Genomic DNA, 12,784 nt, shown 5'->3' with positions numbered 1-12,784 from the left:
TGTTTAATTAGAGATAAAAGGTAGCTTTCTCCGAAACCGCTCCTGATCTAAATGTCTGAGAATATACTCCGCAATATCATAGTTGGTGATCGTTCTGCCTGGGAGATCATGCAAGCTTACGCGCACCCGCCCTAGGGGCGGCTTCTCCTGAACGAAAGGTAGTCTGAATAAGGTCTAATCGAGCGAACTCGCTTGCAGAACCCTTACCTCCCGTGCCTTATCCTCCATCATAACGGGATACAAGAGACGGAACATCCTTGCCCCTATGCGGTCTAGCAAGCTTTTGCGGTCTCCCTCTAGCGTTAGAGAGCCTCCCGTTACACCCATATACCTCTGTATGTCCAGCTCTTGCATAACCGAGACAAGCTCTGCAGTCACTTTGCTGTAAATCGGATTCGGCTCCCTTTCCGGCTGCCCCAAGGTGTTAACCACCACATCACAGCCTTGAAGTGTCTCCAGCAGCGACTCCCGATTCTGCGCATCCCCCTGAATCAGTTCAATACGCGAATCCGCATAGCTGACTTTGGCCGGATTTCTGATCAGCATACGCACCTGAAGCCCTTGGGCCGCCGCATATTCCGGAATATAGCGCCCTACCTTGCCGCTCCCGCCGATGAGCGCAATCTTTCTGAAGCCTGCCCTCATGCCTGATGCTTGTTCAGGAACTCCAGCATGCTCCGGTATACATGGATTTCGTTCTTCCGCTTGGAGAAGCCGTGCCCCTCATCATCCAGAACGATGTACTCCACCTCTACGCTCCGCTCCTGCAAAGCGGCTACGATCTGATCGGACTCTGCCTTGACGACCCGTGGGTCGTTCGCTCCTTGAATCACCAGCATCGGCTTCACCATCTGATCCAAATACGTAATCGGCGAGTCCTTGGTCAAGCGCTCGCGGTCACGCTCCGGATTGCCCAGCCACTGATCCATAATCGGCTTCCAGTCCTCTGGCACGGACTCGATGAAGGTGAACAGATTGCTTGGGCCGAAAATATCCACCGCTGCCCGGAAATATTCAGGGTGACGGCCAGCCAGCAGCAGCGTCATATAGCCGCCATAGCTTCCGCCCACGATGAACAGCTTATCACGGCTGGAGATGCCCTGATCGAACAGCCAATCCATCCCGGCAACGCAGTCCAGACGCGGCCCCTCGCCCCAGTCCCCTTCAATCATCTTCACGAACTCAGCTCCGTAGCCGGTGCTACCCCGGAAGTTTGGAGCGAAGATGTTATATCCATGGGCCAGCATGAACTGGAACATGGAGCGGAAGAACTTGCCCTCTGCAGCCTGCGGCCCGCCATGCGGCCAAAAGATCGTATAACCGTTCGCATTCTCCTCTTTTGCCTTAAAGAGCAAGGCTTCAATCTCCAGTCCATCGAAGGAAGGATAACGTACCACATCCGGGTATACGAGCTGCTCGGGAGACAGACCGATGACTTGATTCTTGGTCAGCGCTTCCCATGCTCCGTCTGTAAAACGGTAAATATTAAACGGATCTACCGCCCCTCTGGCCAGAATATAAATGTTGCCGGACTCGGCAACGACAGCCTGCCCTACAATATCCGTAGGCAGCTCCATCTCCTGAAGCCCTTCTCCGTCAGGACGGAAGGCATACATTTTATTCTCAATTCCTTTATCTGTCCAAATATAGAGAGTTCCGGATTCTTTGTGATACTTTATCAGCCCAACATCCTCACCCGGCACCTGACATAGAGCTTTGAATTCACGCGCGGCCAGCGAATACTGCATCACATAGGCGTATTCACTGTCGTAATTGGTGATGTACACCACGGTGTCGTTATCTGTAAAAATAAACTCATGACTCAGCTGTACCTGCTCCGCATCCGGCGACAAGGCAATAACCTCATCCCCAGTATGCAAGTAGGCCAGCTGATGAGTATTGGCATACATCTTGGCATACACGAAACGGTCCTCTTCCGGGCTTACTGCGGATAGAAATGTCGTTGTCTCTTCACCCTTAAGCAGCAGCTTGTCTTCCCCTGTGACCAGGTTCCGGCAATGCGCATTCAGGAAGTTCGGATTGTCGATCGAAGTCATATAATAAAGGCGCTCCCCATCTTTAGACAGGTGGCAAAAATCGAATTTATCCTCCGCCTCGCCCGGCACAACCTTCAGAGGAACTCCGCCTTGAACCGGCAGGGCATACAAATGGTAGTTCTCATCCCCATTGTTATCAAACCCGGCTAGAATGAAGCGGCCCTTCGGGTCTGGCTTGATAAAGCTTGAGCTCTGGTCGATATAAGTCAGCGGGTAAGGATACGTATTCGGCAAATCCATCGCCCACAGGTTGGGCTCACCATTCAGGTTGCTGTTGAAGATGAGGCGCTGCTCATCAGGGGTCACTGCAAATCCGCGAATAACATAAGTTTGGAAAAATTGCTCCACATCCGGTTTTGGAAATTTCAGCATAAAAGGCCTCCTTGGATCATGATATGAACAATATAAAAAGCGGCTGGGCCGCGTGTTGCCAAGTCTCAGGCAGAATATAATCTTGTGTAGTGTAACGGCTGACCCAGTCAGCCTGTATACAGAAAGCGGGAGAAGGTTTCTCGCATGCTGCCGCCCTCTCCCGCTGCCTTATTCCTATGCGCTTCTAACGCGCTTCTTGCACTTCTTCCATAAGGAACTGATACAGCCCCTCAACCTTCTCATCCGTCAGCTCGCCGCTGTTATCAAATACACGCACGGAGGAGGAAGGAATATTCCAATTCACTTCCGGCACAAAATCAACCCGCTGCTTGAAGTCGTCCCAATGGTTCAGCTTCCAGGTATCCCGTTCGGTCTGACGCTCGATAATCCGTTCCTTCTGAACGTCCATGTCCTGCAAGGCCACCACAATAACCTTCACGTCCACCTGCTTCTGATCGCGGCCAGCCGCTGCCAGTGTCTCATCCAACCAAGCCTTGTTCTTAAGCTCGGCCGTAAACGGCGAGATCATGAAGACGTTCTGGCCCGCAGCCAGGTTCTCAATACAGATATCCCGGGTCGTATCATATTCCAGGTCACGCAGGTTCTTCTTATAAAACTCGGAATCGCGATCATTCTTGTCCAGACCGTTCATCTCCAGAATGCTCTCCACAAAACGTCCGCCTACGGTATCACGGTCCAGGAAAGCCGCCTGAATCCGGTCCGCCAGCTTCCGGGCAACCGTCGTCTTGCCTGTGCCGGCAACGCCGACAAAGAATACCAGCTTTTGCACAATAAATTCCTCCATCCATATGGGTGATTCCATGCTGTCTATTTTACACCTAACGCAGGTCTTTAGGACAGCCCCTTCGGCGGTTCAGAGAATTTCAGACGCAGCTGGGCTTCGCGCACCAGGTCAGCGGCGTTCTCTGCCAGCCTTGTCTTCAGCTCCTCCGCAATCTCAAAGCCTCCCTGCTCTGTACGGGCTACTTGAGCATCCACCGTATACACGCCAGCGAGAATGTGTCTGGCTCCAAGGGCAGACAGAACCGGCTTCAGAGCATAATCAATCGTCAATAGATGCGCAAGGCTTCCCCCAATGAACAGAGGAAGGATCACCTTGCCCGTCAGACCCTTTTGCGGCACAAGATCCAAGAAGGTCTTCAGCACCCCTGTATAGGAAGCCTGATACACGGGACTGGCCACAATGACTGCATCTGCTTGGGCAACAAGGGCATTGGCTTTGACAATGGCCTCACTTTCAAATCGAGTATGTATCAGATCATCGGCCGGCAGCTCGCCTACGTTCACATGATGAACCTCAGCTCCCTGTGAGCGAAGCAGCTCCTCTGTCAGCTCAATCACCGCCTGAAGGCGTGACGAAGGATTAGGCGTACCGTTAATTACCGTAACTTTAACCATTGATCATCGATCCCCTTTCCTCTAAATAAGAAAGAAATTACTTCAATTTTTATGTTCTTGTTTTTCTTATTTTAGCCTAATTTCACGGCAAAGTCGAAGCTGCATGGTAAGGCAGGAACATGGAGTTTGAACATCAGTCAAGGTAGCCATAATTCGCCCCCCAACATAACAGTCTTAATACCGGACTTATAGAACACCCCCCTTCAGCTTATAAAGTGAAGGGGGTGTTCATATTATTTCTTCTCTTTCATCACCAATAGAACGCCAATAAGAATGAAGAGAAAGCCTATCCTAAATGTGGATCGGCTCCCCTCTTGTCTCTATTGAACTAATCCTAAGCGACTGTATCGCTGATCACCTTCAAATAACCGTTCTGTGCGGCCTTATCAATCAACTGATCAATAGAACCTCTTGCGGCACTGTTAAATAAATACCATTTCCCCTCAGAAGCATCATATATCAATACGTCCGGGTATCCTACCAGAAGTTCAGCGGGTAAAGAGCGAATCAAAGTATAGATATCATAACGCTTTATGCTGTTTCCCTTTTCGTCAAGGAAGTCAAATTGATTATTCTTATAATAGGAGCCAGGCACGTCAGTGTTCACCATCCAAGAGTAACTAGCCGGTTCATCCACCTCACTGCCTTTGTTCTGTGCAATGATATTATAAATGGCCTCGTTATATGCATTCCCACTGATCTGCTGGACTACGCCGCCGATGGTCATATGATATTCCTGCTGCAAAGCCTTCACCTTCACCTGATCAATAACCAGAGGCGCGCTCTTAATTGTTACCGTAGAGCCGCTATAGCTGACATTACAACCAAACGTTTCTGCAATAAATCTGAGGGGGACCATAACATGATTGTTCTTGGCATAGGGTTTTACATCAAGTTGTACCTTTTTGCCGTTTACTGCCGCAGTGCTGCTATTTTGTTTTAAAGTCACTTTTATATCCTTCTTAGTAAGAACTACTCCCCTATTGGACCAATCAACTTTTGCGCCCAAACTCTCACTGACCATACGCAATGGCACCAGCGTACGGTTGTTCTTCACTTCAGCTGAGGCTAGGACTACACCGTCCAATTTAACTTGATGGCCTGCCGCATGAGCAGACGATGATGTAAGGACCAGAATGAATGCGAGAATCATACTAATACAAGCTTTCTTCATTGGGATCGCCCTTTCTTTGAAAAAGTGGGTTGTACTTCATGTTCGCAGCTCTGCCAACTTGTAAAATAAATCACGCCTCCAAGCTTCATTCGAGATCCTGTTCCATTAACCAGAGTTACCGGACATGAACCGAACAGCCCTCTCCTGAGGAAGTCTAATGCTTAGCCACCCCTGTGGGTTGCTCTAAGAACTTTGTTCTGGCCCCCCATCAGTTAACCGCTTGCTGAAAGTCTACAACAAACCAAACCCTTATTTCCTCAATATTCTCAAAAAATTCATAAATTGTAAGTAAATATGTGGTAATAATATAGATGTTACTCCTAATTTATAGAGGAAAAGAGGTTTTCAATGATGAAAGCAGCGGTTGTTCACGAGTTCAAAAAGCAGCTACAAATTGAAGATGTCCCTAAGCCGACCCCCGGCCTGGGCCAGGCTGTAGTCCGCATTGAGGCCTGCGGGGTATGTCACACCGACCTTCATGCCGTCCACGGTGACTGGCCTGTCAAGCCCAAGCTGCCTCTTACGCCCGGTCACGAAGGGGTTGGGGTTATCGAAGAACTGGGCGAAGGCGTTACCCATCTCAAGGTAGGGGACCCCGTAGGAATCCCATGGCTTTATTCAGCCTGCGGTCATTGCGAATACTGCTTATCAGGAAGGGAGACGTTATGCCCGGACCAGCATAATGCAGGGTATTCCGTGGATGGCAGCTATGCGGATTATTGTCTGGCCGATGCGAACTATGTGGTCAAGATCCCGGACATTCTAAGCTTCATTGAGGCTGCCCCTCTGTTCTGCGCCGGGGTTACGACTTACAAAGCGCTCAAGGTATCCGATACGAAGCCAGGCGACTGGGTAGCCATCTTTGGCATCGGCGGCCTAGGCCATCTGGCCGTTCAATATGCCAAGGCCATGGGCCTCAAAGTGGTGGCGGTTGACACCTTCGAGGACAAGCTGGAGCTTGCGCGGAAGCTTGGTGCTGACCTTACCGTGAATCCTAAGGAGACGGACGCCGGCAAGTGGATTCAAGAGAAAATTGGCGGGGCACATGCTTCCATCTGCACCGCGGTATCCAAGGCTGCCTTCGGCCAGGCCTATCAGGCGGTTCGCCGGGGCGGCTCCTGCGTAGCCGTTGGGCTCCCGCCGGAGACGATGGAAGTGCCGATCTTCGATACCGTGCTGAACGGTGTCAAAATCGTCGGCTCCATCGTCGGCAGCCGTAAGGACCTGCAGGAGACCCTGCAGTTTGCAGCAGACGGCAAGGTGAAGGCCATTACCCAGACTCGCCGCTTGGATGAAATCAATGATATTTTTGCCGAACTGGAATCCGGTGAAGTGAACGGGCGGATTGTACTTGATTTCAGCAAGCAATAAGCCTAGGTCGGCCACTTCCAACAGAATGCTGACGGTCTAAGATTACCTGGTTTCCCCTCTCCTTCTTATCCAAAGCCCCAAGGCTAGGGGGTGCAGCTATTCGGCTAGGCAGCATTCCCTGGTGGGTCATTGCATACACATAAGGCATAGAACCTAGGTATGCAAAGGAGGAGTCTGCCATCTTATGAATCCCGTCTTTCCATATTACAGCAAGGAGACCGTCTGCAAGGAACAGCCTATCTCCTTTCCGCCGCAGCACCAGCCAGTCCAGCCGGGGCTGGAAAGCCAGATGGTCCCTAGGCCTATCTGGGACAATCCCGCTTACTGCGGCAGCGGCAAGCTGAAGGGTAAAGTGGCCGTGATCACCGGCGGAGACAGCGGCATCGGCCGGGCGGTGGCCGTTGCCTTTGCCAAAGAGGGTGCTGACATCGTAATCGCTTACCTGTACGAGGTGTCGGATGCCAAAGTCACGCAGAATGCAGTTGAGCAGCTTGGACAGCGCTGCATAGCAATCAAGACGGATTTGCGGCTGAAGGAGAACTGCAATTCTGTCATTCGGGACGCCCTTCACTGCTTCGGACGCCTGGATATCCTAGTGAACAACCATGGGGTGCAGTACCCGCAAAAGAGCATTGTCGATATCAGCGAGGAGCAGCTGTATCAGACTTTTCAGACCAACATCTTCCCCTTCTTCTTCCTGTCCCAGGCCGCTCTTCCCCACCTTGGGGAAGGTGCCTCGATCATCAATACGGCCTCGATCACCGCATATCAAGGCCATAAAGAGCTGGTTGACTATTCTTCCACCAAGGGAGCCATCGTAAGCTTTACCCGCTCCCTGGCCCTTCAGCTGGCGCCGCGCTGTATCCGAGTTAACGCCGTGGCCCCGGGCCCGGTCTGGACACCGCTGATCGTATCCAGCTTCAGTCCGGAAGAGGTCAAAGTATTCGGAACGGATACACCATGGGGGAGAGCAGCTCAGCCCTATGAGCTGGCCCCGGCCTATGTGTACCTGGCAAGCTGTGACTCCTCCTTCGTGACAGGAGAGACTATCCATGTCAACGGGGGCAGCATGGTTACCACCTAATGCCGAATAGACAAAACAAACAAAGGCTATTCATCATAAGGCCCCGCAGGGCCTCTTGAAAGAATAGCCTTTGTTCATCTTCCTATATTCCACGTTATAGAATCTGACAGGCAGCCAAACCAGCTGCCACGTCATCACTCCACCCCATTACTTCGTGTAGAACTTCGCAATTTCTTCCGCCACTTGGTCAACGTTCAGCACACCGTTCTCTCCGGTGCTGCGGTTCTTGAACTCTACCAGACCTTCGCCAGCCTGCTTGCCAACCGTCACGCGCAGCGGCACGCCGATCAGATCCGCATCTTTGAACTTCACGCCTGCACGCTCATCGCGGTCATCAAACAGCACCTCAACGCCAGCTTCCTGCAGACGGGTATAGATCGCTTCCGCCAGCTCAACCTGAGCGGTGTCCTTCACAGAGATCAGAATCAGATGCACTTGGTACGGCGTAATTTCCGCCGGCCAGACCATGCCTCCTGCTTCGTCCCCGCGCTGCTCTGTCACCGCGGACAGAATCCGCGATACCCCGATGCCGTAGCAGCCCATAATCATAGGCTGCTCCTTGCCTGAAGGATCAAGGAACTTCGCGCCCAGCTTCTCGCTGTACTTCGTACCCAGCTTGAACACATGGCCGACTTCGATGCCGCGGTGGAACTGAAGCGGTCCACCGGTGACCGGACAAACATCATCTTCCGTTACATTTCTTACGTCGCCTGTCCGCTCAGCCGAGAAGTCGCGGCCCAGAACGACATTCTTCAGGTGGTAGTCCGCTTTATTCGCACCGACGATCCACGCGGCCGGAACGGCTACGTCCTCGTCCACAATGATCGGAATGTTCAGACCTACAGGCCCGGCAAAACCTGTAACTGCTCCGGCAGCAGCTGCTTCGGCGTACTCCGCCAGTCTTACATTCTCCGCTCCAAGCAGGTTCTTCAGCTTAACCTCATTCACTTCATGATCGCCACGAACAAGCACAGCAATCGTCTTCCCATCTACAACATACAGCATCGTCTTAACGAGCTGGTCAGCCTGGATACCCAGGGAGTCAGTCAATTGTTGAATCGTCGATGCGCCTGGTGTATGCAGTTCTTCCACCGCTGGAGCTGTTCCAGGATCAAAGCCCGTATCCTTACGCACTCTTGGTCCAGCCACCGCCTTCTCCAGGTTCGCAGCATAGTCACCGTTCACACTGCTGACGATTGTGTCTTCCCCGATCTCAGCCAGGGCCATAAATTCATGAGTACCGCCTTCGCCCCCGATGGAACCGGCATCCGCTTCAACCGCGCGGAAATTCAGACCACAGCGAGTGAAGATCCGCTCATAGGCATGGTACATATTCCAGTAGTTCTTATCCAGCCCCTCCCAGTCCGTATCAAAGGAATAAGCATCCTTCATCATAAATTCACGTCCGCGTAGCAGCCCAAAGCGAGGACGGCGTTCGTCACGGTACTTGGTCTGAATCTGATACAGCGTCATAGGCAGCTTACGATAAGAATACACATCGTTGCGCACTACGGTTGTAATGACCTCTTCATGTGTAGGTCCGAGGGCAAACTCCCGGTCATGACGATCCTTCAGCCGAATCAGCTCAGGGCCATATACATCATAGCGGCCCGATTCACGCCACAGCTCTGCAGGCTGCATAGCCGGCATCAGCAGCTCTTGAGCCCCCGCACGATCCATCTCTTCACGAACGATTTCGGATACCTTCTTCAGTACGCGCCAGCCCAGCGGCAAATAAGTGTAGACCCCGGCAGCAAGCTGGCGGATATATCCGCCGCGAAGCAGCAGCTTATGACTCAAGGCTTCCGCATCGGCTGGTGCCTCACGCAGCGTTGGAATCAGCAATTTATCCTGTCTCATTTCCTAATCTCTCCTGTCTAATCAGCTTAAATTGAAAAACAAAAAGAACGCATCCGTAAGGGACGAATGCGTTCGCGGTACCACCCTAATTCAGACGCCATCCCTATGTTAAAGGGCAGCATCTCTCCAAGCTCTGGTAACGCGGGAGCACGCGGAGCCGGTTTATATGGCCATAATTAAGGCCCCGGCACAGCTCTCAAGGCGGGAATATTCAAGCGTACCGGAAAGTCTCTCAGCCTAAGGACTTCCTCTCTGATCACGGCCGTATTCGAACATTATATTCTTGGTCATCGCTGTTCATTATGATCACAAATTAACTCTTGTCTACGTTAATTTACCCCAAGCTGAGGCCTGCCGTCAAGCCTCCGGGCAGCCTCTAAAGCGCTTCGAGGATATCACCCGCGATCAGCGAGGCCGCGCCCGTGCGCATAGCAGCGGCCCGATCCCCTGCCTGGCCGTGTAAATACACGCCATAGGCCGCGGCAGCAGCGGCATCCAGCCCCTGCGCCAGCAAGCCGGCGATGATGCCGGTTAGCACATCACCCGCACCGCCAGTCGCCATGCCCGGATTGCCGGTCATGTTCACGAAGGTGCGGCCATCCGCACCGGCTATTACGGTGCGGGCACCCTTCAGCACGAGCGTCACGCCGTGCTCAAGAGCGAAGCGGCGGGCGAGGCCGATCCGGTCCCGCTGAACCTCAGCGGTACTGACGCCCGCAAGCCGCGCCATTTCCCCGGGGTGCGGCGTGAGCACCGTCGCCGCTTCCCGGCGCGGCCAGGCGGACAAGCCGCCTGCGTCCGCGAGCATATTCAGCGCATCTGCGTCCAGGACGAGCGGCGTCTTCGCGCCTTCCCATAGCGCGCGCAGAAAGCGGCCATCGCCTTCGAACCGGCCTAAGCCGGGGCCGGCGGCGAGCACATCGCGCGCTTCCAGCAGGCGCAGCACCTCGTCCGAGGCAGTCGCATCGTATGCGTCGGACCCAGGCTCGCCGACCGGAGCCAGCATCAGCTCTGGCGCTGCGCCAATCACCAACGGCAGAACACCCGCGGGCAGCGCCCAGGTGGCCAGGCCGCAGCCGGCACGTAAGGAGGCACGGGCCGAGAGCAGGCCGGCGCCGCTCATGCGCAGGCTGCCTGCGGCCAGCAGCACATGGCCGTATGTTCCCTTGTGTCCATCCGGCTGACGCGGCTTCCCAAGCTTTACGCCAAGCTCAGCAGCCAGCACTTCCTCGGTCAGCAGGAAGTCCTGATGTCCGGCCTGCCGGGCCAGATGCTCTGGTATCCCGATGTCGCGAACTACAATCTCCCCGGCAGCACCAGCACCGGGATATTGCGTCAGACCAGTCTTAAGAAAAGCCAGGCATACAGTACGATGCGCCTGGATGCAAGGATCATGCATTTCACCTGTGTCGGCATTCAGGCCGCTGGGAATATCGGCCGATACAACTGGCAGGCCGCTGTCATTGACTTCTCGAATCAGTGCAGCATACATCCCGCGGGGAGCGCCTTTGGCTCCGGTTCCGAGCAAAGCATCTACTACACCAGTATATTCCGTAAACCGGAGCGTACCCCGCTCGTATACCTTATGTGGAATGGCCAGCTGCTCGGCGATGGTCCGCTGCAGCCCTGCTTCACCTGTAAACTGTGCGGGAGGATCGGCATAGAGCAGCGTAACCCGGATGCCCGCGGCTGCCAGATGCCTGCCGCAGACGATACCATCCCCGCCGTTATTGCCTTTGCCCACTAGGATCAGCCAATGCTCCGTCTTCCAGACGTTAACCGCTTCGCATTCACCTTTTCGAGACAATTCTGCGGGGAAAGACGAGGAGGCGCTCAAGTCCAGGCCAGCCAGCGGCGGTCTTTGAATGATTCGCCCCCCTGGATGCCCTTCTGCCTTATCAAACCTGCACAGCCTGCACAGATGCAGAACCTCCTCGGCAATGGCCCGTCCGGCATTCTCCATCAGCACAGCTGCTGGCAGACCGATCCCCTGAATGGCTGCATGATCCAGAAGTCTCATCTGCTCCGCATTGACAATTCTCATATCCTCTGCTTCCCCTCTCCTTGCTTCAAACCTTCCTGCAGCTATTTAAGTAAGAACTAATAAGCTACAGTGAATCGGGACCGAATGAACTGCGGGTCCTCCACCTCGTCCAGCAGAGCAACCGCGTAATCCTCAGCTGAAATTCGGCTGTTGTCCAGCTCATCTGTAACCAGCTGCTTCATTCCAATGCGAAACTGTCCTGTGCGCTCCCCCGGCTCAATAACCGCTGCTGGACTAAGGTAGGTCCAGTCAATATCCGAGTCTGCGTATACCTCGTAAGCCTCAGCATGCGCACGGGCCAGCGGGCGAATCTCCTCCGGGAACTCCGGCGTGTCCATCAGCCTTACTCCCGGAGCTACCTCAAGGCTGCCCGCTCCGCCAACAACGATGAGCCGTCTGGCTCCTGAGCGCTTAACGCCCTCAACCAAAGAACGCGCGGCCTCCAGCAGATCGTTCTCTTCTCCGAACTTCGGCCCGATGGCACTGATGACAATTTCCTGGCCTTCTGCCGCTTCGGCTACAGAATCGGGGATCATCACATCACCGGTAATGACGTGAAGCCGATCCGGCCTCTCGTCCATGCCAAGCCTCGAAGAATCGCGCACCACCACGGTGACCTCATGCTCACGCCGCAGCGCCTCATTCAAAATTCGCTTACCGATCGTTCCTGTCGCTCCATACAGTAAGATTCTCATTTGGCGTATCCCCTTTGTATCCATTAAGTTAATTTAAAGTTTAGCATGGTCTTCGCTTATTATAAGTATTACCCAGCCGCTGCTCCAAACGCTTATCCTAGACAAAATAAGCTACACCTATTGTCAGTAAAGGTGCAGCTTTAACTTAACCAAGTATACGCTGGGCTCTAATCATAACTGCTGTTTGTAGGCAGTCTGCAACCTATGTAAACTTTTTATACAGCCGTCTGTGCACCATCCAAAACGCCTGCTTGTGCAGCAGAAATGTAGGCAGTTGGCAGCAACAGCAGCAAACGAAAAAAACGACCGCTTGACTATATGCCCTGCCCTTTAGCCCGCCTTGCCGATCACAAAGCTGATGATAAGAATCACGAGTACAATGGATGATATCGCAACAAATTTATAGTCCTTTTCCTGTAAAAAGGTCACTAAGGACACAACAACGCGAAAAATCGGTGTCAGGATAAGCAGCAGCAGCCCTGTCTCAATGACGGCCACAGACTTCCATTCGAGCAGGCCGCTCCAAATTGCGCCGAACCCAGTCGGATAAGTATCCTCCGGGTATCCGCTGTCTCCTGTTATCAGCAGTTGAACCAAGCCAGCAAAAATCACCAGCGCCGCCAGCACTACACCAATACGCAGCAGCTTGGAGATCGCGATCTCTACTGATTCAATGCGGCTGTTTTCCTTGCCTTGAACCTGATTCAT

11 protein-coding genes are annotated in these 12,784 nt (G+C 53.4%); 2 read left to right on the top strand and 9 right to left on the bottom strand.

Annotation, left to right across the window (positions count from 1 at the left end; all coding sequences use genetic code 11):
- Positions 1-174 precede the first annotated feature (174 nt).
- From DCC85_RS02570 to DCC85_RS02550, 5 genes are all read right to left on the bottom strand, one after another.
- Positions 175-645, bottom strand: a complete 471-nt coding sequence (locus DCC85_RS02570) for an NAD(P)-dependent oxidoreductase (RefSeq protein ID WP_234414312.1) — start codon at positions 643-645, stop codon at positions 175-177.
- A complete protein-coding gene (locus DCC85_RS02565) occupies positions 642-2,429 on the bottom strand; it encodes a S9 family peptidase (RefSeq protein WP_108464169.1) in 1,788 nt (595 codons plus the stop codon). The genes DCC85_RS02570 and DCC85_RS02565 overlap by 4 nt, the downstream gene beginning before the upstream one ends.
- A 184-nt stretch (positions 2,430-2,613) precedes the next feature.
- Positions 2,614-3,219: a P-loop nucleotide/nucleoside kinase family protein gene (locus tag DCC85_RS02560; protein ID WP_108467677.1), complete on the bottom strand. Its 606-nt coding sequence runs from the start codon at positions 3,217-3,219 to the stop codon at positions 2,614-2,616.
- A gap of 62 nt (positions 3,220-3,281) precedes the next feature.
- Complete coding sequence (gene ssuE / locus DCC85_RS02555) at positions 3,282-3,848, bottom strand: NADPH-dependent FMN reductase (RefSeq protein ID WP_108464168.1); 567 nt, start codon at positions 3,846-3,848, stop codon at positions 3,282-3,284.
- A 334-nt stretch (positions 3,849-4,182) separates the two neighbouring features.
- Positions 4,183-5,022 carry a stalk domain-containing protein gene (locus tag DCC85_RS02550; protein ID WP_108464167.1) on the bottom strand — a complete coding sequence of 280 codons (840 nt, stop codon included), beginning with the start codon at positions 5,020-5,022 and terminating at the stop codon, positions 4,183-4,185.
- Positions 5,023-5,373: 351 nt separating this feature from the next.
- Between DCC85_RS02550 and adhP the strand changes: the two genes are divergently transcribed.
- A complete protein-coding gene (gene adhP / locus DCC85_RS02545) occupies positions 5,374-6,393 on the top strand; it encodes an alcohol dehydrogenase AdhP (protein ID WP_108467676.1) in 1,020 nt (339 codons plus the stop codon).
- Between the two features lie 184 nt (positions 6,394-6,577).
- A complete protein-coding gene (locus DCC85_RS02540) occupies positions 6,578-7,477 on the top strand; it encodes a glucose 1-dehydrogenase (RefSeq protein ID WP_108464166.1) in 900 nt (299 codons plus the stop codon).
- A gap of 147 nt (positions 7,478-7,624) precedes the next feature.
- On the opposite strand, the gene DCC85_RS02535 is transcribed toward DCC85_RS02540, so the two are convergent.
- The 4 genes from DCC85_RS02535 to DCC85_RS02520 all read right to left on the bottom strand — a co-directional run bounded on the left by DCC85_RS02535 (position 7,625) and on the right by DCC85_RS02520 (position 12,784).
- A complete protein-coding gene (locus DCC85_RS02535) occupies positions 7,625-9,337 on the bottom strand; it encodes a proline--tRNA ligase (protein WP_108464165.1) in 1,713 nt (570 codons plus the stop codon).
- A 376-nt stretch (positions 9,338-9,713) separates the two neighbouring features.
- A complete protein-coding gene (locus DCC85_RS02530) occupies positions 9,714-11,381 on the bottom strand; it encodes an NAD(P)H-hydrate dehydratase (RefSeq protein ID WP_108464164.1) in 1,668 nt (555 codons plus the stop codon).
- Between the two features lie 56 nt (positions 11,382-11,437).
- Positions 11,438-12,076 carry an NAD(P)-dependent oxidoreductase gene (locus DCC85_RS02525; RefSeq protein ID WP_108464163.1) on the bottom strand — a complete coding sequence of 213 codons (639 nt, stop codon included), beginning with the start codon at positions 12,074-12,076 and terminating at the stop codon, positions 11,438-11,440.
- A gap of 330 nt (positions 12,077-12,406) precedes the next feature.
- Positions 12,407-12,784: a DUF1634 domain-containing protein gene (locus tag DCC85_RS02520; RefSeq protein ID WP_108464162.1), complete on the bottom strand. Its 378-nt coding sequence runs from the start codon at positions 12,782-12,784 to the stop codon at positions 12,407-12,409.

The sequence above is a fragment of the Paenibacillus sp. CAA11 genome (assembly GCF_003060825.1).
Taxonomy (GTDB): Bacteria; Bacillota; Bacilli; order Paenibacillales; family Paenibacillaceae; genus Fontibacillus.
The sequence above is the reverse complement of the archived record's forward strand: the minus strand, read 5'-3'. Positions and strand labels throughout refer to the sequence as shown.